The sequence below is a fragment of the Clostridioides sp. ES-S-0006-03 genome, from assembly GCF_020662275.1.
Classification (GTDB): domain Bacteria; phylum Bacillota; class Clostridia; order Peptostreptococcales; family Peptostreptococcaceae; genus Clostridioides.
The window spans coordinates 1-24,665 of record NZ_JADGMM010000012.1 but is presented as its reverse complement, the minus strand read 5'-3'; the positions used below and the strand labels follow the sequence as shown (position 1 = coordinate 24,665).

Genomic DNA, 24,665 nt, shown 5'->3' with positions numbered 1-24,665 from the left:
TTACCCTAAAAAATAGAGTAACTCTTTTTATAATTGTTATACAATAGTAATTTATTTAGATAGCTATAAATTTTCAATATGTGAAACATTAATCTTCTATATTTTTAAAAGCTTTAGAAAGCATAAGTTTTATCCTGTTAAGCTGATTAACCTCGCTTGCAGAAGGGTCATAATCAATAGGAATTATATTTGCATTCTTATATAATCTTTTTAATTCTTTTATAGAACCTTTACCAATTATATGATTAGGTAAACATCCAAAAGGTTGCATACAAATGATATTTTCCACACCTTCATTCAACAATTCAACCATCTCACCTGTTAAAAGCCATCCTTCTCCAGTTTGATTTCCTAATGATACTACTGGTTCTGTATTTTTCGCAACTGTTTTTATATTTCCTGGAGCGTAAAATCTTTTACTTTTATCAAGTGCTTTTTTATATACTCTTTGGTATATACTTGTTATGTATATAAAGGCTTCTCCTATCATTCTACTTTTTCTACTTCCTTCTAAATGAGTGTGTTTATAAATAGTATTAAACGCACAACTTAAAAAGAAATTTGTAAGGTCTGGTACAACTGCTTCAGCACCTTCTCGCTCTAATATATTCACTAGATTATTGTTTGCAATTGGATGAAATTTAACTAATATTTCTCCAACTAAACCTACTTTAGGTTTTTTAATATCTAATATCTCTAGGTTATCAAACTCATTTACTATCTCTTTTATGTTTTTAGTAAATACAGAAATTTTAGCTTTGACTAGAGATTTTTTACATATATCAACCCATTTTTCATATAGAGTATTTGTACTTCCAATAACTTTCTCATATGGTCTCACTCTATAGAGTACTTTCATCAATAAATCTCCATATACAACAGACATAAAAAGTCTATTGATTAATTTTAGAGATACATTATCCATTATCCCACTATCTTCTATTCCATTTACACTAAGTGCAATAACTGGAACATCTTTAAACCCTGCATCATACATAGCTTTTCTTAAAAATCCAATATAATTTGTAGCTCTACAACCGCCACCAGTTTGAGTTATTGCAACAGATGTATTATTTAAATCATATTTTCCAGACTTTAATGCTGTTATTAATTGACCTACTACTATTATAGCTGGATAACAAGCATCATTATTTACATACCTCAAACCTTCCTCAATAACACTACTATCTGTATCTTTTAAAATTTCTATCTTATATCCACTCAGATTTACAGCTTCTTCAAGGAATTGAAAATGTATAGGTGACATTTGTGGTGCTAATATAGTATGTTTGTTCGTTATTTGATTATTCTTTGCATACTGTATTCTATCTACTTTCATATTTTTTACATCTATATTTTTACTTTCTCTCTCAAACATAGCTGCTTTTAAAGACCTCATTCTTATCTTTGCAGCTCCCAAATTATTACCTTCGTCAATTTTTATAATAGTATATATTTTAGATTTTTCATTAAGTATTTCTTGAACTTGGTCTGTAGTTACTGCATCCAAACCACACCCAAATGAATTAAGTTGAACCAATTCTAAATAATTTTTATCTCTTACAAAACTAGCTGCTTTGTATAATCTTGAATGATAGACCCATTGGTCTACAACTCTAAGTGGTCTTTGCATATTTGCTAAGTGACATATAGAATCTTCAGTAAGTACTGCCATATCTAAAGAATTTATAAGCTCTGGCATTCCATGATTTATTTCTGGATCTATATGATATGGTCTACCACATAATACAATTCCCTTTAAGTTTCTCTCTTTTATCTCCTTAAGTGCTCTTTCACCTGCTGCTTGCATTTCCATTTTAAATGAATTTTGTTCATCAGTCGCTTTATCAACTGCATGATTAATTTCTGCCTTAGTTATATTTATACCATTAAAACGTCTTGATAATTCCTCATGAAGTCTCTTTTTCAACTTTTCCTTATCATTTAGACTTATAAATGGATTTATGTAATTTATATTTTTGTTTCTTATATTTTCCACATTATTTTTTATTACTTCAGAATAGGATATTACGACAGGACAATTATAATAATTATCTGCACTTAAATCTTCTTTATTTTCATTGGTTACACTAGGATAAAATATATTCTTTATTCCTTTTGAAATTAAATTTTCTATATGACCATGAACTAATTTCCCAGGATAACACACTGTTTCAGAAGCAATGCTAGTTATACCAGTTTCATATAATTGTTTTGATGACCTATCTGAAAGTACAACTCTAAATCCCATATCATTGAAAAATGTAAACCAAAATGGATAATCTTCATACATATTTAATACTCTTGGTATTCCTATCTCTCCTTTTTTTGCTTTATCTTTTTCTAATGGTTTGTATTTAAAAATCCTATCATATTTATACTTAAATAGATTTATGGGGTTTTTCTTTTCTAAACCTATCTTTTTATCGCCATAAATAGCTTCTCCCTTCTCACATCTGTTTCCTGAAATAAAAATTTCATTATCAGAAAATTTGTTTATTGTAAGAAGACAATGATTTGAGCATCCTTTACATCTAATTACACTTGATTCTAATTTTATACTATTCAATTCTTCTTTAGATAATAAAGATGTTTGATATCCACTTTCATACTTCTCTCTAGCTATAAGAGCTGAACCAAAAGCACCCATAATTCCAGAAATATTAGGTCTAATTACATTTTTGCCAATTAACCTTTCAAAACTTCTAAGTACTAAATCATTGTAAAATGTTCCACCTTGTACAACAATATTATTTCCAATCTCATTTAAATCTCTGATTTTTATTACTTTAAATAAAGCATTCTTTATTACAGAATAAGATAAGCCTGCTGATATATCTCCAACACTTGCCCCTTCTTTTTGAGATTGTTTTACTCTCGAATTCATAAACACAGTACATCTTGAACCTAAATCGACAGGGCTTTGAGAATAGATACCTTCATGTGCAAATTCTTCGATTGTCATAGATAAAGAACTTGCAAATGTCTCTAAAAATGAACCACAACCTGATGAACAAGCTTCATTTAATATTATATTATCAATTACACCCTCTTTTATTTTTAAACACTTCATATCTTGACCACCAATATCAAGTATAAAGTCTACATCTTTATTAAAAAATTTAGCAGCTTTATAATGTGCTATAGTCTCTATTTCTCCATTATCTATTTTTAATGCTTTTTTAATAAGTCCCTCTCCATATCCAGTTACAGTTGAACTTAAGATTTTAACGTCTTTTGGTAATATATCATATATTTCATTTATGACCTTGATTGTTGTTTTTAGTGGATTCCCTTCATTACTATTATAGTAAGAATATACTAGATTCCCATCTTCATCAATAAGCGCAGCCTTAGTAGTAGTAGAACCTGCATCAATTCCTAGATAACAATTTTTCTTAATTGAATTTATATCTACATAATCTATTTTTTCTTTTTCATGTCTTCTTAAAAATTCTTCATACTCGTTTTTATCTTTGAATAAAGGTTCTAATAAATTTACTTCTCCATCTTCAATATTTTTTATATTGTCTAGTTTTTCTATTAGAGATTTAAGTTTTATACTATCTTCATCTACTGATAATAATCCTGCTCCAATAGCAATATAAAGCTGTGCATCTTCTGGGAAAATTACATTTTCATCTTTTAAATTTAGTACTCTTTTAAAAGCTTCTCTAAGTTCAGATAAAAAATACAATGGTCCACCTAAAAATGCAACATTGCCTTCTATTTTTCTTCCACAAGAAAGAACACTTACTGTTTGTACGACAACTGCATTAAAAATACTCATTGCTATATCAGTCTGCTTAGCTCCATCATTTATAAGAGGTTGAATATCTGTTTTAGCAAAAACACCACATCTTGAGGCTATTGGGTAAATAACATTGTAGCCTTTAGCTAATTCATTTAAACCACTAGCATCTGTCTTTAAAAGGGAAGCCATTTGGTCTATGAATGCTCCAGTGCCACCTGCACATATACCATTCATTCTTTGATCTATTCCTCCACTTAAATAGGTTATTTTTGCATCTTCTCCTCCAAGTTCTATAACAACATCAGTTTCCGGATGGAAATATTCTATTGATTTTGTACTAGATATAACTTCTTGGACAAATTTTACCCCAAGTTTTTTTGAGATTCCAATTCCTCCTGAACCAGTTATTATAATGGTTGCATTTATATCTCCCAATTTTTCGTATATTCCATTTAGTACTTCTTTAACTGATTTCTTCACATCAGAATAATGTCTTTTATATTCTTTATGAACTATATTGTTATTATTAAGTACCACAACCTTTACTGTTGTAGAACCTACATCAATTCCTATATGAAATAATTCATCCATTGTACCCCTCCATACTTATATGCTTTTTTAATTTTTGTAAGTTCTATGGCTTTATTTTAAGTAAGTTATTTTATAATTTTTATGATTAATATTTTTATTTTATGATTCTTTTATTAACCAAGCTTACTCTACTAGGTAATTTCTAATAATACCTTTAAATTTTAAATAAGAACATATAGTTAGTGTACTAAATTTTGTCATAAATTTCTACAGATTTTTGTTACTTTTTACATAAATATAACTTAACTCTAATACCAATTTAATGTTCGTATATTATAAAATATCTTCATTCAAAAAAAATGGTTGTCAGTACACAATTCCTTATTGCATATAGACAACCATTTTTTTGTATATTATTTTTATTTTAATTACTTCTATTTATCATATTTATGATACGAGCATAAATATAAAGTGAGCTGCTGCTCCTGCACATAAACCACCTATTGTATGAGAAAGAATTGCTTTTCCAGCTAATTGTCTAGCATTTAATGCATCCATCATACCAATATGTGTACTTAAATATCCACTCCAACACATACCCATTGCTGTAAATACTGCTATATCATTAGGAGTTATAGCTCCTGATTTTATAAATTCTGGAACTAAAGACATTGCTGCTCCAACAGCTCCTAATGAAGTTATAGGGAATGCTATTGCTTCTGGTGATGTAAATCCAAATAATGGCTCTAATATAAATCCAAGCTTATCCCCAAGAACTGGAAGTAATTTTATTCCTTCATATGCAGCTCCTGTATAAACCTCTTGACCTGTAGCAGGGTCTGTAGATGGTCCAAAAGTTAATAGCATAACTAATGTACATACTACTAGGACACCAGGGATTATAGCCATTCCCATATCTACACCCATCTTACCACCTTCAAGAATAGCATCTAGGCCTCTTTGGAACACATTTCCTTCTCTTATTTCTCTAAATTCAGCTTTTTTCTCTAATATTCCTGCTGCTTTATCTTCTTCTGGATTATAGTTATAGAACTTCTTAGTAAATGTCAACATTATTCTAACACTTACAACACTACCTATTACTGCACCTAAGTTACCAATCAATGCTGGCAATACATATTCTGTACCTTGAGATATCATAAACGTTGTTAAGATAAGTCCCATACCAAAAGCTGTTCCTAAATTACATAGTGCTGGAACTTGATATTGTTTAAAATACTGTGTGAATGTTTTATCTTTAGCAAAAGGTATAATAGCTGGATTATCTGATAAATAAGTTGTTATAGCCCCTGCTATACTAGCACCAGGTAATCCGTATAAAGGCTTCATAAATATAGCGAAAATTTTATTAATTAATGCTATTACTCCAAACTCTGAAAGTAGTGCGCTTAATGCGCCTGCAAGAACTGCCATAGCCATAATTAAGAAAACTGTCTCTAATAGTAAAGCATGTGCTGTACTCATTATTACTTTAAACATCATTCCTGCGCCCATAATACTACCAACATAGCCAAATCCAACTATTAGTAATATTATGAAAACGAATGTCTCCATGCTTACTGCCTTAACCTGTCTCCTGTCTGTTAACTTCTCCATTTTGAATCATCCCTTCTTTTCTTTTGTTGTAAAGCTTAACAAAACCTTTTCTCTTTTTTAATTATACTTATAAATATTACTCTTTGCAACTTTATTTGTCATTTTTTTATCATAAATAAAATGAAAACCAGTATTCCAATAATAAAAATTTTTCAGATTTCTGCAAGTTTTCGACATATTATCTTTCATATATAAAATGATACAATTTCTTACTAAATAGATATAACCTCCTCTAACGACCTAATATCTAATAACAAGTTGTAACTTATAACTTTTATATTAATCAAAAAAGATTATGAAAAATTTTTTCCTTCAATATTTTTCATAATCTTTTTTTCTATTTTTATAAATTTTTTTCAAAAATTTTTTTTTAGTTATGTATTATTTTAATTTTTCAGCTATATATTTTACTAAATCAACAGTTCTTGAGGAATATCCCCATTCATTGTCATACCATGAAACTACTTTGACCATATTATCCTCTATAACCATTGTGGACAGAGCATCTATGATAGATGATCTTGAATCGCCTCTATAATCTATAGAAACAAGTGGTTTGTCACAGTATCCTAAAACACCCTTTAATTCTCCTTCAGCAGCTTCTTTTAATACAGAATTCACTTGCTCAACTGTAACGTTTTCTTTAAGTTCACATACTAAATCAACAAGTGAAACTGTTGGTGTTGGCACTCTAAGTGAAAAACCATTTAATTTTCCTTCTAATTGTGGTAATACTCTTGACACAGCTTTTGCTGCTCCTGTAGTGGTAGGTATTATAGATTCAGCCGCTGCTCTCGCTCTTCTCAGGTCTTTGTGGCTCTTATCTAATATTCTTTGATCGTTAGTATATGAATGTACAGTAGTCATTAAACCTTTTACTATACCAAATTTTTCGTCCAATACTTTAGCAAATGGTGCTAGGCAATTTGTAGTACAAGATGCATTTGAGATTATATTATGCTTTTCATTATCATATTGTTCTTCATTAACTCCAACAACTATAGTTATATCTTCATTTTTTCCTGGAGCTGTTATTATTACTTTTTTTGCACCTGCTTTAATGTGTTTTTCTGCCTTTTCTCTTTGTGTAAATAATCCTGTTGATTCTATAACTATATCAACCCCTAACTCTTTCCATGGTAATTCTTCCGGGTCATTGTATCTCAGTATTTTTATTTCTTTAGAGTTTACTATTAGTGTATCTTCATCCTTTGCTTCTACCTCACCTCTAAAAGTTCCGTAACATGAATCATATGTAAATAAATGTGCCAAAGACTCTGTTGTTGCTCTTGCATTTATGGCTACAATTTCTATATTATCTCCTAATTCTTCTTGAGCTATTCTCAACACAGCTCTTCCTATTCTTCCAAATCCGTTCATTCCTACCTTAATTTTCATTATGAAATGTCTCCCTCCATTACTATGTTTTTACATGATTATTGTACACTAAATAATTCATTTGTTCAATACTTTTTCTAGATTAAATAATTAAATTCTGTGTTTTTTTATTGTCAAAAGACAATTAGTGTATCATTTTTATCTCTTTTAACCCTTATTTAGTATATACTTTTTAATATAAAGAGGCTGGAGGGACGTATTTTGCCCAATGTCCCTTGGGACATATTTCACCACCATTTTTTTGAATTTTTAAACTATATCTATATTTGAAAATACAATATGTATTAAAAGATTATCTCTCAATACAAAAACATCTAAAAATTACCTAAAAATAACCCTTAAATTTTTGTATTGATTACTTTACATCTTAAAAAATAAAACAAAAAAGAGATTATATCATTATATGAATAAAATAAATTTTTATACTTTACTCACTTACATAATACAATCTCTTTTTTGTATAATTATTCAAATAATTTAGTTCCTAAACTTACAAACATTTGTAAAATTAAAAATGCTTTTGTATCTATCTTATGATTACTCTGTAAAATTTCTTTTGCTTCATCTTGTGAAACTAAAATAGCTTCAATATCTTCATCTGGTTCTAAGAATTCATCAGTTATATTACCATCGCATATACAGTAAACAAATGCAATCGATTCATCACTCATACCAGGAGATAGATATACTTTCTCATTACTCTTATTTTTTTGAATTTCTAAAAGAGCAAGCCCAGTTTCTTCTCTAAGTTCTCTTTCAACAGAAATATCTATAGATTCACCCTTATCGATAAGACCTGCTGGCAATTCGTATATATATCCATTAATGGGTACTCTAAATTGTTTTATTAAAATTAATTTTTTACTACTTTTATGAAGACCTACTATTGCAACTGCATCTGCACTATCTTCTTTATTTTCAAGATAAATACTTTTTAGTTGTTCACTGCTTTTTCTTGATGCTACCATCCATATCTTATCTTCATCTAGCTTATTTTTATACTCAATTTCAAAAAGTCCCATAAACTTACTTTCAACCAATGGATTTATATTTTTTATTATAGTTTTTTTCAAATTTACTACGACCTCTCTTTATTTAAATATCCTTAAGTAATTATAGACACAATACTTTAAAATAAGTATTGGATACAGTTTCTTATATCTCCATTTCTAAGTTATCTTTATCTATGAACCCTACTTTAATTTCACAATCAAATATTTCTTTTAATAATTTTGCTAACTCTTCTCTTGCACTCATTACTTGATCTAAATTTGCATTAGTAAAACCATCTATAGGGAAAAATATATTTTTTGAACTACTTGTAATTTTTCCTTCTTCACCTTGTCTCCATATCCATCTTCTAGTTTTTACCATATCTCCAACAGAATAAATTAATTCTCCTTCTTCCATCAACTCAACTTCAGTTTCTCCAAATGGAATAAATTTATCCCCTTTTTTTGAAAATCTAACAAATACATCATCATCTCTAAAATCCATATCATGTGCACCCATTGGAAGTAGATATTTTAAAGAAATAGAGTTTCCTAAGTCTACAATAGGATTTATATGTGGAAGCTTTTTATTTTTAGCAACTCTTGTTGTCATTGCTTCTATCGAACTCATAAATTTATTTGGATTCATCCCTAAACTTCTAAATGCTTCTCTGTATGGTATAATTTCTTCTGCTTCTTTTACCTTTTTATCTTTAAAGTACTCTTCTACTCTGTCTATGCTTATATCTAAAAGATTATTTATTCTTTCAATTTCTTTAGTATTGTCTATTCCTTTTGCAACTACTACACCAAAACATACATTTTCTAATTTATCAAATACTTCTTTTTCTACTATGAATTTCATTTTGCCTTGTCCTCCTGTTATTTTACATTATTTTCTAAGTAAATTTTATCACTTTATGTCTTATAAATATACCCCCTATTTTAGCAATTGTTTAATTTTTTTAAATTTTCCAATTAATACAATATTAGTTCTTATGAAATATTTTATATATAGTAATTATAGATTAAGCTTTTAAAAAAAATATTCTTGCTTTATAATGTATAATATATTTTTATTATACGTCTTATGGAGGTAATATTGTGAAAAATTTGATTTCTATATATTTTATAATTATTAATATTATTGGTTTATCTTCAATGTATATTGATAAGAAAAAAGCAATAAAAAATAAATGGAGAATAAAAGAAGCTACCCTTCTTGCCATAGCAATAATTGGAGGTAGCATCGGTTCTATCATTGGAATGTATTCTTTTAGACATAAAACTAAGCATATTAAATTTACACTTGGGATACCATTTATAATATTACTACAATTGTTATTATTCTATTATATGCTTTAAAGTGATTTTTAAATATAATAATTCTATTTTTATTAATAATTTAAGGTGTATAAATTTTTTAATTTTATACACCTATTATCTAGCAATTCATAAAAATCTAACCAATTAAATTAATGACCTTTATGTTTGGCTTTTCTTTTTTCTTGTTTCAAAGTAAAAAGTCTTTCTTTTTCTTCTTCTTTTCTAGACTTAGCTAGTATTTTTTTATCTTGTTTTCTTTCTTCATGTTGAATCTTAAGAGCATTTTGCGCTTTAGTTCCTATAGTTTCTTTAGACTGTTCTTTTTTTACTTTTCTCCGCATCCTTTTGTATCCAATGTTGTCTTTAGATACATTTTTATCCAATTTGATACTTCCAAAATTTAATGAAAAGAACTTTTCAAGTATGAATTCATATACTTCTACATCCCTAGGTTCTGCTCCAAAAACTACCCTACACACCTCATATTTTTTACCATCTTGTCTTTCGAATATACCTATCCAAAACGGTTCTTCAAATAAGACTGTTAATTTTCCACTAACATTATCCATTGCTAGTTCCTCCTATTTATTTGCTTTATTTCTAAAGAATGGACAACCAAGGAGGCAGGTTACTGACAGCAATTGCTGCGTCTGGACTACCAACCAGACTGTGTTTTTATCTTCATCAGTTAAATATTAACTTTTTTATTTTAATTTGTCAATGTTGATATAAATTTATCTTCCTTACTATTGCTATTAACAACTTTAAATATTATCCATTATTTCTCCATGCATAAACAAAGCTGCTTCTCCAGAAATTTTTACATCATTATCTTTTAATAATTCACACTGAATAATGCCACCACGATTAGAAAGTTGTGATGCTATCATTTTATCTTTTCCCAACTTTTCAGCCCAATATGGTATAAGACTACAATGAGATGAACCTGTAACAGAATCTTCTGAGTCTAATTCTGGACAAAAATATCGAGATACAAAATCTGTATCAGTTCCTTGTGATGTAATTATAACACCTAGCCAACCTGTTAATTTACGTAAATCTTGATAATTAGGTGTATAGTCTATAACTTCTTGTTCATTACTTAGTAACAATATTAAATCTCTTGAAGAGTAGATAGCCACTGGTGTACAACCCAGTAAACTACGTTGTTGTACTGATAATTCAATTTCAATAGGTTCTCTGTTTGGAAATATCATTTCATATAGATTCCCATTTCGTGTAACTTCAAGAGTTCCACTTTGAGTAAAAAAACAAATTTTCTTAATATCTATATCAATAAAATTGGATATAACATAAGCTGCAGCTAAAGTTGCATGACCACATAAATCAATTTCTTCTTTAGGTGTAAACCATCGTAAGTCATAATTTCCATTATTTTTAACTACAAAAGCTGTTTCTGGAAGATTATTCTCTGTTGCTATTTTCTGCATTAATTCTAGTGATAATCTCTTTTCAGGAACACAAACACCAGCAGGATTTCCTTTAAATAATCTATTTGTAAATGAATCAACTACATAATATTTCATTATTCACACCTTCTTTCTAATTTAAAGTTAGGAATACATTCATATTATATTATCCCATATTTAAATAATCAAAACAAATTACTATTTCTTATGAATTTATATAATTCAATATCTTACTCTCGACAAGTATTTATTGAAATACAAAACTAGAATACTTCTTTATCAATATTTCAATAATATTTTCTTTTCTGATAAAATCTCTTCTATAAATCTCTTCTATACTAATTGTAGTGACTTTTCTTTAAACCACATTATGCCAGTAATAATTGTTGCACATACATCTGCTACCAATTGAGTTGCAATAAGACCTTTCATACCCCATAAATTTGTGAAGATCAACAAAAATGGAATGAACAGCAAACCTTGACGACATATACTTAGCATACCACCTTGTTTTGCTTTTCCAATTGCTAAAAAGTAATTTCCTATGACAATTTGAACCCCTAATGTCATAAATGAAATAGCATCAACAATTAAAGCAGTTCTTCCAATTTCCAATACTTTAACTGATTCTTGATTAAATATATAAATAAATTGCTTTGAAAATAAAATGCACAAAGCTCCAAACAATACATTTACAACAGTACTCCAATATATTGCTGTCTTAGTAGCTCTTTCAACTCTATCTATTTTTCCTGCACCATAGTTATATCCAATCAGAGGAGAATAACCTTTTAAAAAACCATATAAAGCATTTGATTCCAAAGACATAAGGCGGTTAACAATTCCCATAGCTGCAATAGCAGCTTCTCCAAATGGTTTAGCAACAATATTAGTTAAACTCACTGCCCCACCAGTCAAAAATTGGAAGAAGCAAACTGGTAGACCGATTTTGAAAATCTCTGTGTAAATAGTACGCTTGATTTTAAAATAACTAAAAGAAATTTTCAAAAATGTATGCCCTTTTAAAATATAAAATCCATAAAATGAGGTAGAGACAAGTTGTGAAATTAATGTTGCAATAGCTGCACCAGAAACTCCCATATGACATCCAAATATTAAAACTGGGTCTAATATGAAGTTTGTTAATCCACCAAGCAACATAGCAGTCATACTAAATGAAGAACTCCCTTCTGCAACTATCATATTATTCATCATTATATTTAAAACATTGAATATAAGCCCCAAAATATATATCAAACCATATTCTCTTACATAATAAAGTGTGCTATCTGTTGCCCCTAAAATATTCATAAGAGGATTAAAAAATAATAGCATAATTGTAACCAAAACAGTGATTAAAAATATACCTGAAAAGAAAGCTATACTACTACAAGCCTTTACTTCCTCATATTCTTTTTTACCAAGAAGCCTTGAAATATAAGAACCTGCACCACTTCCAAAAAGCAATCCTATTCCAGTACCAACCATAGTTAATGGATATACTAAGGATACTGCAGCAGTTTGCAGTGTCCCCAAACGACCTACAAAGAAAGCATCAACAATATTATATAATGCTGATACTATCATCCCCATCATAGTAGGCATTCCTAATTTTAACAGTGATTTCCTTACATCTTCTTTTTCTAAAAGATAGATTCTTTTTTGATTTCCATTCATATCAATCATCCTTTCAAATGTTTTGTTTCAATACAGTATAGTTACTAAACATATTTTTAAAAATAATTGCTACCCTCTACGATAGCAATTTTTTCACACACAGCCATTACTTTTCTTCTAATTTTTTATCAATACTTTCTTCAAAAGCAGAAAAATAACTCAACATATACTCATAAAAAGGCTCTGGCATATCATCTAACAGTTTGAGTGATTCATCATTAGTTTGCTTATGATATTCTTGATGAGCTTTATAATTTTTCATTCCATCATCTGTAAGGCTCAAAACTACTTCTGTATCAGAATCAGGAGATACTTTTTTTACTACAGTTCCTTTATCTACTAGTTTATAAATCATCTGAGAAGCTGCTCCTTTTGTAATACCCAAAACATCTGCAAGAGATGTAATGTTTATTCCAGGATTATCACCAACAGCTGATATTGTATGAATTTCTGATTTTGATAATAGAATCTCTGTTCCATAAGTTCGCTTTTTATCTTCCCACTGATTGTATTTGTGAATAATACGTTCCATCAATGTAATTAGTTTAGAATAATCTCTCATACTTTCACCTCTATTTGTTTAGTTTCATTACTGTTTAGTTACTATACATATTATATCTTTACTTATCAATTGTCAAGTTTCTCTTTAAGAAATATCCAAGGATTTATTTTCATAATTGAATGAATCCTTATTTCTGAACCTCCATATAAAAAAGGAGTACTATTTTTTGTACTCCTTTTTTATAAATTTTATTTTTTATATAGATTAAGATTACTATATTATCTTAATCTTCCAAATTGTTAATTTGACTTAAAATTATAAATTGGTTTCAATATATTAATTATGTCAACTGTTTCTCTTATATTTTCTACAATCTCATCAATTGGCTTATACGCTTGAGGTGCTTCATCAATGGTTTTAATATTTACACTCGTTGTAAATACATTTTTCATAGAATCTTCATAATCTTTCATATTTATACTTCTTTTGGCTTCTCCTCTTGAAAGTATACGTCCTGCTCCATGAGGTGCAGAATTAACCCAATCTAAATTTCCTTTTCCTACTCCCAAGATAACACCATCTCTCATATTTATAGGAATCAATAACTTTCTTCCTTCATACGATGCTATAGCTCCTTTTCTTAGTATTCTGTTTTCAATTTCTATATAATTATGTATAGTTTGAAAATGGTCTAAATCATTGAACTTAAGACCTATACATTCTTCAATTATTCTTTTAGCCATTGTATTTCTGTTTAGTTCAGCATATTTTTGTATAATATCCATATCATGAAGATAATCTTCCATCAATTTTCCTTCTAAATAGCATAAATCTTTTGGTATTTTAGGGGTAAAATTATGTTCTTCTTTAAGCGTTATCAATGCATCCTGAATTTCTTCTTCTCTATTTTCCTTTTTGTACTGCTCAACAAGTCTTTTACTGTCTTCCTCAAAGCTATTGCTAATTCTGACATAGTAATCATAAGCTTTTTTTTGGTAGTATTTTGCTACCCTATTGCCAAGATTTCTACTACCAGAGTGTATTATTAAATATTTATTTTTTTCACTATCTTCATTTAACTCAATAAAATGATTTCCCCCTCCAAGGCTTCCAATAGCTCGATTATATTCCTCTGTAGCTTTTCCTATACCTTTTATACAATATAATGATTCTATCTCTTTTTTATAGTTTGCTTTACTATATTTATTTATATTAAATCCATGAGGTATTTTTTTTCTTATAAAATCATCTATCTGTTTCAAATTCAAATCAACTTTACCCAGATTTACACATATAACCCCACACCCTATATCTACTCCAACAAGATTTGGGACTATTTTATCTTGTATTGTCATTACAGTACCTATTACACAGCCAGAACCTGCATGACAATCTGGCATTATTCTTATCTTAGATTTTGTTGTAAATTCCTGATTACATAATTCTATTATTTGACTTATTGTTGTACTATCTACATTATCTGTAAATATTTTTGCTTTATTGTATTTTCCTTGAATCTCTAGCACTAATACCACATCCTTCTAAACTATATATTAATTTTAATATCATATTCTCTTAAAAAAATATATTCAAATAAATTTTATATAAAAAATAATAACAAAAATATTGCTTTTATTTTTATATAATCAAATTTATAATGTATTAAAAATAACATAAAAATATCCATATTTCAATATATATACTTTTCTTATGTGATATCATTGTAGATTTCAAGTTTTTATTCATTTAAATATATTCATTATTTTTTTACTATTTTTGTAAAACCAATCCCATAGTCATACTATCATCAGAATATGCTTCACCTTTGACATTATTAAAAATTTCAATAGATTTAAAGCCAATATCTTTAATTTCTGTAAAAAAACTCTCTTTTGAAAAGTATTTATTCCAAATATAAAATACATTTGCACTTCCTTCTGTTATAACAAGAGTTTGTTCTAATGTATTGTAATCACTATATTTGCAATTATCTTGTATACACATATATCTTTCACTACTCCAAAAGCCTCCATTTTCATTTATTTCCCATATTTTAACTTCTTTAAAATCATCGTATTTATTTATTGTAAATACATCTAATATCAACTTTCCTCCAGGTTTTAAACTCTTGTAAATATTCTCCATCAATAGACTTCTGTTTTTAGTTGATAAAGCTCCATAATCACAATAAATTAAAGTAGCTATATCAAATTCTTCACTGTAATTCATATTTAAATAACTTTGAAATAAATATGTTATATTTAGATTTTTCTTTTCATTTCTACTTTGTGCATAATTAATAGAACGTTTTGAAAAATCAATTCCAGTTACTTTATAACCTTTCTGTGCAAATCTTTCTGAGTATAATCCTGGACCACATCCTAAATCGATTAAATTTGGATACTTATCTGGAGATGCAACTTTAACTATCCAATCTACAGAATCATTAATAAAGTCTAGACTTCTACTTGCTCCTTCAAAATCAACATCTAAATGTGCTTTTAATAACTGTTTTGAGATATATTCATCATCCCAAAAATTAACTTTACTTTCCTTATAAAGTTCTGGTTTTTCTAAATACATGCATAATTTGTTTAACAAAACATACCACTCCTTAAAATTTATTTATAAAATAAAAAAACCACAGATTTTACTCTGTGGTTTAACTTCAAAAAGATGAGTTTAAATAAGAGTAAAATAGAATCAAATATTTTTAAGCACAACAATAAAACTATCGCTTTATTTTGTTTACTTATTAAATTTGATTTTATTTACTCTTTTCCAGCAATACTTACATCAACGATTTTATGATATCAAGTACCCCGAACAACATCATCCTTTCATATTTTTATTTTATAGATGTATTGTATACTTACTATCTCTATTTGTCAATAAATTTCAGTTTAAATAATTTATAATATTAAATTAAAAAGTACACTATTGTATCTAAAATTAATCAAAAAAAGACAACTGAATATCGCTTGAATGTTTTAATTTTTCTTTCATTACTTTGTCATAACTACTTGATAAAGAATACTTATTTCTAAGTTGATTGACCATTTTATAAAGTTGGTTTTTATACTCTTTATTAGCTGAACCTGTACTGTACAATACTGATAATTTATCAAATAAATCAGGAAATTCTTTTTTAATGAAGTCAAAAAAAACACCTCTAGTTATACCTCTTAAATACAGAGTTCCAGATAGCACATAGTGTACATTACTTTCTTTTGCATATCTAAATAATGAATTTATGTTATCAAAATTATCTGTAATATAAGGTATCATTGGCATAATATGAAGACCAACTGAAGCGTTAGTTTTTCTAAATTCTTTTAACATTTCAAATCTTCTCATTGAATCTACTCCATTTGGCTCAATGAGCTTTTGTGTCTTTTCATCTACAGTCGTAATTGTAGATGCTATGTTAATATATGTAATTCTAGATAATTTATCAACCAAATCATAATCTCTTAAAATTAAATCCGATTTTGTAGAAATAATTGCTGGGGTTTTATATTTGATTAATAGATTCAATATTTCTGGCATAATTTTATACTCAGCTTCTATAGGTTGATAACTATCTGTCACTCCACCTATATTAATTACTTCTCGCTTCCACTTATTGCTACTCAATTGTTTCTCAAGCATTTCTACTATATTTGTTTTTACATAGATATCTTCAAAATAATTATTAGAATTAATATACTTATGTGAATAGATAGCATAACAATATTTACATGCATGTTCACATCCACGATAAATATTTAAATCCCATTTATATGGAATACTTCTTTTTAGTTTATTGCAAGCAGTTTCACAATTTATTGGAATATATTTTACTTTATTATACAAACAATCACCTCTTTACATCTAATAATATCATAATATTAAATTATAGTAATTAAAGTAAGTTATTACCATGCCATAATTCATAGTCATCACCGTATTTACAAAGTAATATATCCCATTCATTCATGGATATTCCTCCACACACTGCTTTTTCTTCTAAATTATATAGACATTGCTTTAAATATATTTCATTATGCCAATCTCTATATAAATTTTCTAAATTTAGATTATATACTACAGATACATCCATTGAGAAATTGTTATTGTTCCATTTTAGCATTTCTATAAACTTAGTTTCATTAGGTCTATAAGCCCTTTTTACCATTTCATCATGTACAACTTTAGCATAAAATTTAAATTCATCAATACTATAATTTAATACTTTATTTACTAATAGATGATTTGGAGTACCTTTTTTCTCTATAGAACCTTTTATAGCGAATAGTTCTCTCCATTGACTTACTAATTGATTTTTTGGTAATACATCAATCAAATCTTTATGCCATAATCTCATAATCTAACTCCTCACTATAAAATATTATCTAAATTTAGTACTTAAATTACCTTATAGTTTTACACGTTCAATAATTTTATCTGTAAAAACTATGCCATCCAAATGGTCTATCTCATGACAAAGACATTTTGCCATAAGTCCTGAACCTTTAATTATTATTTTCTCACCATTCTCATTTAAAGCTTGAACTGTAACTTTTTTAGGTCTTTTTAATTTTCCCCATACATCAGGAAAACTTAAACAACCTTCAACAACAATTTGCTCTCCTTCTTCTTTAATAATTTCAGGATTGACAAGTTTAATAAGTCCCTCTCCTAAATCTATAACAACTAAACGTTTTAATATTCCCACTTGGCATCCAGCTAAACCCCCACCATTTGGTGTATTGTACATGGTTTCTGCCATATCGTTTAATAGGTCTCTTATCTTATTATCTACTTTTTCTACATTCTTACTCTTTTTTCTTAAAATTTCATCGTCAAAAGTTCTAATCTCTCTTAGAGCCATAATATTCCCCCCTACTTATCTGAGCTCTTGATTTTCTCTTACTTTGTTCAAATAAAAATATACTTTCTATTGGTTCATTAAAAACTCTTGAAATATCATATGCTAACCATATTGAAGGTTCATTTTTTCCAGTCTCTATAGCATTTATAGCCTGCCTAGATGTTCCAACTAATTCTCCTAGTTGTTCTTGTGTTAACCCCAATTTTTCTCTTAATACCTTGATTTTATTTTTCATATATACTCCATTCATGTAATGTTAACCTTACATTTAAACTGTAACATTTTCTAATTTTTATGTCAAGTCAACCTTACATTTATTTTGATAATCTATTTAACTAGATATTTTTTTATTGAATTTTTTAAGTAATAAAACAATCCAAATTAATGATACAATAAATGAGGTAAAAATATATATGTAGTTACTATCTTTAAATGCCTTTGCTAACCAAAATGATGGTAAGAAAAGTAAAATATATTGTATTTTATTTAAAATAAAAAATGGTGCTGGAATACCTAACATAAAAAGTCCTGATAACTTTGTAAGTGCCATACCTTCTAATTTATTTGATGATAAAGAAATTATTAATATTGATATAATAATTCCCTGAGTCAAAGATACTAAAGAAATTGCCAAATTTAATAAAAAAGAAATTTTAGTTAGCGAAAAAGTTAATAATAAAATTACTGTAATGGCAAAGGCTAATATAGCTGGTATTCCAAGTCTTGAAATAAGATAACCACTTTTTCCAATAGGAGTGATTATCAAATATTTTGAAATATTATCATCAATTTCTCCTAACATAACCATAGTAGAAGCAAAAAAGAACATAAAAGGTGTTATAAAAGCTAAAAGCAAGTCAAATACTAAAAAATATGGTTCTAAAGTTAATTTATAATAAGAACTATCAATTAATATATTTTGAATTAATGGTATTCCAAATTTTATAAGTCCTCCACATAATATTGGAGAAATACATACTACAAAAAGCATAGCATCACCTTTTATTTGCTCAAATTCTTGTCTAAAAGCATTAATAATTTTTATCATAACTTTATACCACCTACCTTTTTCCAAATACTACAAACAAAATAATATGTTATAAAGTAAACTATTATAGTCATCAATATTAAAATTAATATATTAGTTACTAAAGAATTTTTATCTCCACTAATAAGAGAAATACATATATTAAAAGGATACAAATTGGTGAATACACTTAAATCCATCAATACATTAATTATTGGTGGCACAAAGCAGACAATCTCAATAGGAATAGTTAAAACAATAAATTGATTTAAACTTGATGCTCTACTTGCAAGTATAAGCCCAAGTAATGAAAATATTATGGATGCAAAGAAAGTTCCCATAATTACTATCAAAATATTATTTAAATTTGCTGTAATTGCAATTACCATAGATACAATACTAGATATTATTGACAATGAAATCACCTTTGATAAAATATATTCTGATATTTTTATGGGAGATACAGCTAGGGAATTTAAAACTCTTTGACTCTTCTCAAGAAGTACAATTGCTCCCATAAAAAATAGTCCCATTGCTGCTGGGTCAGAATAAATCATAATTATAGCTACCTTTTCTCTCAATAATGTTGGAAAGGCATTAAGCAAACAAATATATACAATACTTAAAGTAACATATAAAAAATAAAATCCATATTTAAATTGAAACTTTACATCTCCTAAGATAAGATTTTTTAATCTCATTGTAAATTCCTCCCTGTTATCTCAATAAAAATATCATTTAATGTCGGTTCACTGCTATGTATTGATAAGAGCTTATTTTCCTTAATAAGCATATTTAATTTTTTGTCATTACTAGTATCATTTAAAAAACATTCAGAAGTTTTTTCTTCATTATCAAAATATGTATATCTAATTTTAACAGCACCTTTTGACATAATAAGATTATGTGGTGTATCTAATGCAGATATTTTCCCATTTACAATGAATGCTACCCTATCACAAAGTTCTGTTGCATCCAACATATTATGAGTTGTTAAAATAATAGTTTTACCTTTAGATTTTTCTGACAAAATCATATTTTTCATAATCTTACTATTTGATGGGTCAAGTCCACTTGTTGGTTCATCTAAAAACAATATATCTGGATTATGTAATAAAGCTTTTATAAAATTTAGTCTTGATTTCATACCCTTTGAATATTCTGATATTTTTTTATTTGCTTCACTTTCTAATCCTACTGATTTTAGTAGTTCATCAATTGGTAAGAATTTTTTAGAATATAAAGATCCAAAGTATTTTAAATTTTCTATTGCAGTTAATTTTTCATATAAACTAGGAAATTCAAAATCAACGCCTATATTCTCATAAAATTTATTTGAATGTTTTTTGCTTTCTATTCCATTTACAAATACACTTCCTTCATAATTGGTTATCATACCAATTAGAATTTTTTGTAACGTTGATTTACCTGCTCCAGATGGTAATAATATATTAATACAAAAAAATTACTAGAAAACAACCTTTTAAAATCGTTTTTAAGACACTTAGAAACTTTCTTCGATACTTTATATAGCTAATCCTTAGCATCTTAATTGTAAATTTAAGCATAAAAAAGAAGGCAATAGCTTTTAACTATCACCTTCTTTTTTTATTTATAAATTGTTGCTCTTTCTATTCTATTTTTACCTTGTTGAAAATAATCCTTATCTAACTCTATACCTATAAACTTTCTTTTAGTATTTGCGTATGCGACACCAGTTGCACCACTTCCAAAGCTATCTAATACAATATAATTTTCTTTATATTATGTCTTATTCAAGTTGAATCTAGATATGGTATTTATTTATATTTTACTTGCTTATGAATGCCAATACTTTTTTAATAGTATCAAATCTATCTTTTCCTACTATTTCAGAATAATGCTCTGTGGTAATAGAACTTATTTTATTACATGCTCCACCCCCTACAACATATAAATTTTCTGTTTGACCTGGTATATAATCTTTTATGTCACATATTAATATTTTTCCGTCACTATACCCCCAGCCGACTACTGTTGCAGGTATCTTGTCAACTTCTCCATCATAAACTATAGTGTGTTTATACATCTCTTTGGCTCCCTCATTTTTTATATTTTTATTCAATACACCTTCTACAATTAACTTGGCCATACCTTCATATCCAAGTTTCTTAGCCTTCTCATAATCTTCTTTATTATCGCAAAAGAAACTTTCAATTAATATGGCTGTAGGTTTGGAACTATTTAAAATATATAATCCTTTATCTAATTTAGCACCTCTATTTTTGAATACTGTGCCTAGTTTCTTACATATTCTAGTTGCATATTCTAGACCTTTATTACTATAATATATCACCTCTGAGCCTTTTCCTTGACCATCACTTGCATTTAAATGTAACTCTATAAGTAAGTCATAACCTCCACCGTTAACTCTAGGTATTTTATATGACTTTTCTTCATTCTTAGTTTTAAACTGCTTTTCGGGGCATATTATTACGTCCACCTTATGACCTTCTTTTCTGAATGTATCTGCTAATACTGGTGCAAGTGACTTATTGTATTGATACTCGTTAACTACTCCATCAGCAGAAGTACATGCTCCACTTTTTAAAATACTGTGTCCTACTGTAATACATATTTTCATTATTTATTTTCCTCCTTCAACTGTTTGTAAGTTTGATTTATACCTATTGATATACCCCAACAAATTACACCTTGTAAGACTGCATCAGCATTTAATCCTAACATCCATATTGAGAAGCCTACTCCAAGTGCTAGTAATACTACTGGAATATACTTGTTATCTAACTGTTTGTACTTCTTACAACCTGCCCCTATAACATAAAGAGCAGCAACTAAAATTAGTAACTGCTCTGGTATGAAACTTATTAAATTATCCATTTATTTTCCTCCTAATTAAAATATTCCTCTCTGTATTGCAAATATAAAGAACCCTACAAGTGTTGTAATCATTGTTCCAATTAGCCATTTCAACATGCTTGTAAGTGAATTTAAGTTCTCACATAGTGCCTTTAGTTCTGCTTTAGACTCTATATTTGCCACTTTTAATTCATCTATTTCATCATTATGTTTATTTATTGTTGCCTCATGTCGTTTCAAATTATCTTTGAAAAGTTCTTCATTCATGAAAACCTCCTTATTAATTGAAATAAAAAAGAACCTCTTAAATTGTAGGTTCTGCTCCTTCTACTACTCCACTATGCTCTATAATATAATCTTCTACTGCTTTTCTATACTCCGTGTTAGTTACATCATCTAATTCAAATTCTCGATTTTTCAACGGATTTAATCCCTTGTTTAGAATCCTCTCTGCCAATATCCTTACTACAACATTGTTTATATTCATTATAATAATCCTCCTACTTTTTCATTTTCATTTAATAAAATCTGATTTTCTAATTCTTGTATTCTCTTTTGTTCTTCTGTTAATTCTCTTTTTATCTCTTTTATGATTGGTACATTATTAACTACATCTATCTTTTCTATATAACAATTATCAGCTATTGATTTAAAAGGAATGTCAATATAATCTATTTTTGATATAGCCTTTCTTGGTATGACATCTCCTTCCATTTCTCCATATATTGCAATTATTTCTCCGTCTTGGTCAAAGATTATTCTTCTTCCTATTTCCATTTTTAGTCCTCCTTTTTTATTCGTACTTTATAGCGAACCAACTAACGGCTGCATATATACTGGTATCATTTAAATAAATTGGTGTTCTAAAACCATTTGTAAAAAATCCACCACTGGTAGAATTAGAATAAGTATCTGTGTCAAATATGCGATTTTGAAATCTACCAATATTTTGTCTATTACCAGACCTGTACTCTTCACTAATACATAATATTAAATTAGGCATTAAATTCATGGTAGAGTCAAAAGCGATAGTTGTATAGTTGCTATAGTTATCTTTTGTAGTCATGAAAACTAAATTAGGTCTAAAAGACAACGAATTAATCTCAAGAGAGACACGTCTCACTGAATCCGTTTGACCATATGGCAAGACATAGCTTGGCTTCATTGTAATATAATTGCTTTCGCTCTTTGCTGTTTTTATTATATTTTTTATGCTTGACACTTTATCTATTAAATTTTGCATACTTTCAGTTTTATTTGCAGAAACATTTTTATTTGTCAAATTTGCTGCAAAAGTATTTTTTAAAGTTTCTATTTTTGTTTTAGTTATGTTTAACTTATCTGTCCCAGTAAAAGGGCTTCCTAATGTACTTGCCACATTATTTTTTCCTATCTGTAAGTCATTTTTTATACTTTCAAATGCTATCATAAGTTCACTTAAACTAGAATTTTCAGTTAATTTTTCTGTCATATCTTCACCTCACTTATATCATGTCTATTAGATTATTTGCTATTGTAATACCCTTAGCTCTCTGTCCTTTTACTTCTGTTTCTAAATTATTCTGTTTTTCTGATAATGTATTATAATTTCTTGCTAGTTGATTTAATGCTCCCTCAACATTATCACTTTCAAATAAGTTATCTGTATCTTTTATACTTGTTTTATCTGCTGTTGTTTCTATACTATCTACACTAGTTTTTACCTCATTTAATGCACTAACTATATTTGTTTTATCTGTTGTTTCAAGTAGTGTTGTATCACCTATCTTAGTGTTAATCTCTGTCTTAGTAGTTTCTATATTTGTATTAACTTTTTCAATTTCATTACTAGTATTACCAGGTACATTTTTTAATTTTTTTACCACATCTTCATTTAACAATTTATCACCTTCTTTTTTATTTGGAGAGCTACAAGAGTAACTCTCTATTTTGAACATAAAAAAGAACTATCCTATATAGTCCTCACCCGTTATTTCTCTATATTCTACCTCAGTTATTTTATTCTTACCTACTGAATTTTTAACCATTTCTTTAGTCCACATTTTATTATCATAATAATATTTTATTTTATCGTAATTTAACATTATATTAATCCCCCCATCATTAAGCTATAGTTTATGTTTGCATTTTCCTGTTCTAATTCTTTAATCTTTTTTAGTGCTTCCTGTTCTGGTGTTAGAGGTATTTCCACATACTCATATGTAATCTCTTTTGTTACCTTATCTACATACATAATAGATGCAAAACCTTCTCTTTGCTCTGCTTCTACTACTTCATCAACCAATATCCCATTTAGCTCCAATTCTTGAGCTGATTTATTTAACCCATATGTTTGGTCAAAAGGCATATTGTGTATTAAATTTACCTTATATATATTTCCTTCTTTGTGTTCTAATCCTGTTAAATATTTTTGATTGTTCATTTTTATTACCTCCCGAGTTTAACTATAATAAGCTATTTTTTGTACTGTATGTGTGTTTTGTAGTTTTTTTATTAAGTTGCTTCTATCTCCAGTAATTATATTATTTTCTAAATCAATACATATACTCAACACCCAATCTTTGTAGTTTGAATATTTCCAAATTTCTGCTCCATTAGAAGATATTTTTCTAATGGTATTATCATTGCCTCCACTATATATATTATTCTGTAAATCTACACATACTGAATATACACCAC

Annotated in this window: 29 protein-coding genes and 1 pseudogene; 1 reads left to right on the top strand and 29 read right to left on the bottom strand. The window is 27.9% G+C overall.

The genetic code is table 11. The annotated features are described in order from the left end of the window. Window positions 1-88: 88 nt before the first annotated feature. From IR151_RS14970 to IR151_RS14950, 5 genes are all read right to left on the bottom strand, one after another. Window positions 89-4,345, bottom strand: coding sequence for a 2-hydroxyacyl-CoA dehydratase (locus tag IR151_RS14970; protein ID WP_227435912.1), 4,257 nt, complete (start codon window positions 4,343-4,345; stop codon window positions 89-91). A 387-nt stretch (window positions 4,346-4,732) separates the two neighbouring features. After that, window positions 4,733-5,902 carry a hypothetical protein gene (locus tag IR151_RS14965; RefSeq protein WP_227435909.1) on the bottom strand — a complete coding sequence of 390 codons (1,170 nt, stop codon included), beginning with the start codon at window positions 5,900-5,902 and terminating at the stop codon, window positions 4,733-4,735. 381 nt (window positions 5,903-6,283) lie between these two features. After that, on the bottom strand, window positions 6,284-7,300 hold the full coding sequence (gap, locus tag IR151_RS14960; protein WP_227435901.1) for a type I glyceraldehyde-3-phosphate dehydrogenase: 1,017 nt from the start codon (window positions 7,298-7,300) through the stop codon (window positions 6,284-6,286). Window positions 7,301-7,764: 464 nt separating this feature from the next. Next, the gene (locus IR151_RS14955; protein WP_227435899.1) at window positions 7,765-8,373 is read right to left on the bottom strand and encodes an NUDIX hydrolase; all 609 of its coding nucleotides are present in this window, start codon (window positions 8,371-8,373) and stop codon (window positions 7,765-7,767) included. 82 nt (window positions 8,374-8,455) lie between these two features. Beyond that, entirely contained in the window at window positions 8,456-9,157 is a 702-nt protein-coding gene (locus tag IR151_RS14950) for a B3/4 domain-containing protein (protein WP_227435897.1), read from the bottom strand. Window positions 9,158-9,396: 239 nt separating this feature from the next. Here IR151_RS14950 and IR151_RS14945 point away from each other — a divergent pair, with 239 nt between their 5' ends. Beyond that, window positions 9,397-9,657, top strand: coding sequence for a DUF1294 domain-containing protein (locus tag IR151_RS14945; RefSeq protein ID WP_227435895.1), 261 nt, complete (start codon window positions 9,397-9,399; stop codon window positions 9,655-9,657). Window positions 9,658-9,767: 110 nt separating this feature from the next. On the opposite strand, the gene IR151_RS14940 is transcribed toward IR151_RS14945, so the two are convergent. The 24 genes and pseudogenes from IR151_RS14940 to IR151_RS14825 all read right to left on the bottom strand — a co-directional run. Continuing rightward, entirely contained in the window at window positions 9,768-10,187 is a 420-nt protein-coding gene (locus tag IR151_RS14940) for a YjdF family protein (protein WP_227435893.1), read from the bottom strand. A 195-nt stretch (window positions 10,188-10,382) separates the two neighbouring features. After that, window positions 10,383-11,165 (bottom strand): PhzF family phenazine biosynthesis protein, encoded by a 783-nt coding sequence (locus tag IR151_RS14935; RefSeq protein WP_227435891.1) that lies wholly within the window; start codon window positions 11,163-11,165, stop codon window positions 10,383-10,385. 216 nt (window positions 11,166-11,381) lie between these two features. After that, window positions 11,382-12,725: an MATE family efflux transporter gene (locus IR151_RS14930; RefSeq protein WP_227435890.1), complete on the bottom strand. Its 1,344-nt coding sequence runs from the start codon at window positions 12,723-12,725 to the stop codon at window positions 11,382-11,384. A gap of 106 nt (window positions 12,726-12,831) precedes the next feature. Then, on the bottom strand, window positions 12,832-13,287 hold the full coding sequence (locus IR151_RS14925) for a MarR family winged helix-turn-helix transcriptional regulator (protein ID WP_227435888.1): 456 nt from the start codon (window positions 13,285-13,287) through the stop codon (window positions 12,832-12,834). A gap of 239 nt (window positions 13,288-13,526) precedes the next feature. Continuing rightward, window positions 13,527-14,753, bottom strand: coding sequence for an RtcB family protein (locus IR151_RS14920; RefSeq protein ID WP_227435886.1), 1,227 nt, complete (start codon window positions 14,751-14,753; stop codon window positions 13,527-13,529). Window positions 14,754-14,997: 244 nt separating this feature from the next. Then, window positions 14,998-15,828, bottom strand: a complete 831-nt coding sequence (locus IR151_RS14915) for a class I SAM-dependent methyltransferase (protein ID WP_227435884.1) — start codon at window positions 15,826-15,828, stop codon at window positions 14,998-15,000. A 351-nt stretch (window positions 15,829-16,179) separates the two neighbouring features. Next, window positions 16,180-17,082 (bottom strand): radical SAM protein, encoded by a 903-nt coding sequence (locus IR151_RS14910; RefSeq protein ID WP_227435883.1) that lies wholly within the window; start codon window positions 17,080-17,082, stop codon window positions 16,180-16,182. A gap of 49 nt (window positions 17,083-17,131) precedes the next feature. Beyond that, entirely contained in the window at window positions 17,132-17,593 is a 462-nt protein-coding gene (locus IR151_RS14905) for a pyrimidine dimer DNA glycosylase/endonuclease V (protein WP_227435873.1), read from the bottom strand. A gap of 51 nt (window positions 17,594-17,644) precedes the next feature. Continuing rightward, complete coding sequence (gene def / locus IR151_RS14900) at window positions 17,645-18,100, bottom strand: peptide deformylase (protein WP_227435871.1); 456 nt, start codon at window positions 18,098-18,100, stop codon at window positions 17,645-17,647. Continuing rightward, complete coding sequence (locus tag IR151_RS14895) at window positions 18,081-18,335, bottom strand: helix-turn-helix transcriptional regulator (protein WP_227435869.1); 255 nt, start codon at window positions 18,333-18,335, stop codon at window positions 18,081-18,083. The genes def and IR151_RS14895 overlap by 20 nt, the downstream gene beginning before the upstream one ends. Before the next feature lie 96 nt (window positions 18,336-18,431). Then, window positions 18,432-19,148 carry an ABC transporter permease gene (locus tag IR151_RS14890; protein WP_227435867.1) on the bottom strand — a complete coding sequence of 239 codons (717 nt, stop codon included), beginning with the start codon at window positions 19,146-19,148 and terminating at the stop codon, window positions 18,432-18,434. Next, window positions 19,145-19,828: an ABC transporter permease gene (locus IR151_RS14885; RefSeq protein ID WP_227435865.1), complete on the bottom strand. Its 684-nt coding sequence runs from the start codon at window positions 19,826-19,828 to the stop codon at window positions 19,145-19,147. The genes IR151_RS14890 and IR151_RS14885 overlap by 4 nt, the downstream gene beginning before the upstream one ends. Further along, window positions 19,825-20,568, bottom strand: a pseudogene (locus tag IR151_RS14880) (ABC transporter ATP-binding protein); the annotation flags it as partial. The pseudogene IR151_RS14880 and the gene IR151_RS14885, both read right to left, overlap by 4 nt. A 167-nt stretch (window positions 20,569-20,735) precedes the next feature. Continuing rightward, a complete protein-coding gene (locus IR151_RS14875; RefSeq protein WP_227436121.1) occupies window positions 20,736-20,876 on the bottom strand; it encodes a DNA methyltransferase in 141 nt (46 codons plus the stop codon). Between the two features lie 61 nt (window positions 20,877-20,937). Then, entirely contained in the window at window positions 20,938-21,750 is an 813-nt protein-coding gene (locus IR151_RS14870; RefSeq protein ID WP_227435863.1) for an N-acetylmuramoyl-L-alanine amidase, read from the bottom strand. Further along, window positions 21,750-22,007, bottom strand: a complete 258-nt coding sequence (locus IR151_RS14865; protein ID WP_227435861.1) for a phage holin family protein — start codon at window positions 22,005-22,007, stop codon at window positions 21,750-21,752. The genes IR151_RS14870 and IR151_RS14865 overlap by 1 nt, the downstream gene beginning before the upstream one ends. 15 nt (window positions 22,008-22,022) lie before the next feature. Next, the gene (locus IR151_RS14860) at window positions 22,023-22,253 is read right to left on the bottom strand and encodes a hemolysin XhlA family protein (protein ID WP_227435859.1); all 231 of its coding nucleotides are present in this window, start codon (window positions 22,251-22,253) and stop codon (window positions 22,023-22,025) included. Window positions 22,254-22,290: 37 nt separating this feature from the next. Next, window positions 22,291-22,473, bottom strand: coding sequence for a hypothetical protein (locus IR151_RS14855; protein WP_227435858.1), 183 nt, complete (start codon window positions 22,471-22,473; stop codon window positions 22,291-22,293). Next, a complete protein-coding gene (locus tag IR151_RS14850) occupies window positions 22,473-22,763 on the bottom strand; it encodes a hypothetical protein (RefSeq protein ID WP_227435848.1) in 291 nt (96 codons plus the stop codon). The genes IR151_RS14855 and IR151_RS14850 overlap by 1 nt, the downstream gene beginning before the upstream one ends. A 16-nt stretch (window positions 22,764-22,779) precedes the next feature. Next, on the bottom strand, window positions 22,780-23,457 hold the full coding sequence (locus IR151_RS14845) for a hypothetical protein (RefSeq protein WP_227435846.1): 678 nt from the start codon (window positions 23,455-23,457) through the stop codon (window positions 22,780-22,782). 13 nt (window positions 23,458-23,470) lie between these two features. Next, a complete protein-coding gene (locus IR151_RS14840) occupies window positions 23,471-23,923 on the bottom strand; it encodes a hypothetical protein (RefSeq protein WP_227435844.1) in 453 nt (150 codons plus the stop codon). A gap of 9 nt (window positions 23,924-23,932) precedes the next feature. After that, window positions 23,933-24,070, bottom strand: a complete 138-nt coding sequence (locus IR151_RS14835) for an XkdX family protein (protein ID WP_227435842.1) — start codon at window positions 24,068-24,070, stop codon at window positions 23,933-23,935. Further along, a complete protein-coding gene (locus IR151_RS14830) occupies window positions 24,070-24,408 on the bottom strand; it encodes a hypothetical protein (protein ID WP_227435840.1) in 339 nt (112 codons plus the stop codon). The genes IR151_RS14835 and IR151_RS14830 overlap by 1 nt, the downstream gene beginning before the upstream one ends. 18 nt (window positions 24,409-24,426) lie before the next feature. Next, the coding region (locus tag IR151_RS14825; protein ID WP_227435838.1) for a hypothetical protein at window positions 24,427-24,665 on the bottom strand (239 nt) is incomplete at its 5' end.

What these genes read in the sequence shown, in the direction of transcription:
- IR151_RS14840 (WP_227435844.1), bottom strand. Translation starts at nt 23,923, where the DNA reads ATGTTCAAAATAGAGAGTTACTCTTGTAGCTCTCCAAATAAAAAAGAA.
- IR151_RS14890 (WP_227435867.1), bottom strand. Translation starts at nt 19,148, where the DNA reads ATGATAAAAATTATTAATGCTTTTAGACAAGAATTTGAGCAAATAAAA.
- IR151_RS14925 (WP_227435888.1), bottom strand. Translation starts at nt 13,287, where the DNA reads ATGAGAGATTATTCTAAACTAATTACATTGATGGAACGTATTATTCAC.
- IR151_RS14950 (WP_227435897.1), bottom strand. Translation starts at nt 9,157, where the DNA reads ATGAAATTCATAGTAGAAAAAGAAGTATTTGATAAATTAGAAAATGTA.
- IR151_RS14965 (WP_227435909.1), bottom strand. Translation starts at nt 5,902, where the DNA reads ATGGAGAAGTTAACAGACAGGAGACAGGTTAAGGCAGTAAGCATGGAG.
- IR151_RS14860 (WP_227435859.1), bottom strand. Translation starts at nt 22,253, where the DNA reads ATGAATGAAGAACTTTTCAAAGATAATTTGAAACGACATGAGGCAACA.
- IR151_RS14870 (WP_227435863.1), bottom strand. Translation starts at nt 21,750, where the DNA reads ATGAAAATATGTATTACAGTAGGACACAGTATTTTAAAAAGTGGAGCA.
- IR151_RS14885 (WP_227435865.1), bottom strand. Translation starts at nt 19,828, where the DNA reads ATGAGATTAAAAAATCTTATCTTAGGAGATGTAAAGTTTCAATTTAAA.
- IR151_RS14855 (WP_227435858.1), bottom strand. Translation starts at nt 22,473, where the DNA reads ATGAATATAAACAATGTTGTAGTAAGGATATTGGCAGAGAGGATTCTA.
- IR151_RS14930 (WP_227435890.1), bottom strand. Translation starts at nt 12,725, where the DNA reads ATGAATGGAAATCAAAAAAGAATCTATCTTTTAGAAAAAGAAGATGTA.
- IR151_RS14905 (WP_227435873.1), bottom strand. Translation starts at nt 17,593, where the DNA reads ATGAGATTATGGCATAAAGATTTGATTGATGTATTACCAAAAAATCAA.
- IR151_RS14935 (WP_227435891.1), bottom strand. Translation starts at nt 11,165, where the DNA reads ATGAAATATTATGTAGTTGATTCATTTACAAATAGATTATTTAAAGGA.
- IR151_RS14845 (WP_227435846.1), bottom strand. Translation starts at nt 23,457, where the DNA reads ATGACAGAAAAATTAACTGAAAATTCTAGTTTAAGTGAACTTATGATA.
- IR151_RS14970 (WP_227435912.1), bottom strand. Translation starts at nt 4,345, where the DNA reads ATGGATGAATTATTTCATATAGGAATTGATGTAGGTTCTACAACAGTA.
- gap (WP_227435901.1), bottom strand. Translation starts at nt 7,300, where the DNA reads ATGAAAATTAAGGTAGGAATGAACGGATTTGGAAGAATAGGAAGAGCT.
- IR151_RS14895 (WP_227435869.1), bottom strand. Translation starts at nt 18,335, where the DNA reads ATGAAAAATAAAATCAAGGTATTAAGAGAAAAATTGGGGTTAACACAA.
- IR151_RS14830 (WP_227435840.1), bottom strand. Translation starts at nt 24,408, where the DNA reads ATGAACAATCAAAAATATTTAACAGGATTAGAACACAAAGAAGGAAAT.
- IR151_RS14850 (WP_227435848.1), bottom strand. Translation starts at nt 22,763, where the DNA reads ATGGAAATAGGAAGAAGAATAATCTTTGACCAAGACGGAGAAATAATT.
- IR151_RS14835 (WP_227435842.1), bottom strand. Translation starts at nt 24,070, where the DNA reads ATGTTAAATTACGATAAAATAAAATATTATTATGATAATAAAATGTGG.
- IR151_RS14865 (WP_227435861.1), bottom strand. Translation starts at nt 22,007, where the DNA reads ATGGATAATTTAATAAGTTTCATACCAGAGCAGTTACTAATTTTAGTT.
- IR151_RS14940 (WP_227435893.1), bottom strand. Translation starts at nt 10,187, where the DNA reads ATGGATAATGTTAGTGGAAAATTAACAGTCTTATTTGAAGAACCGTTT.
- def (WP_227435871.1), bottom strand. Translation starts at nt 18,100, where the DNA reads ATGGCTCTAAGAGAGATTAGAACTTTTGACGATGAAATTTTAAGAAAA.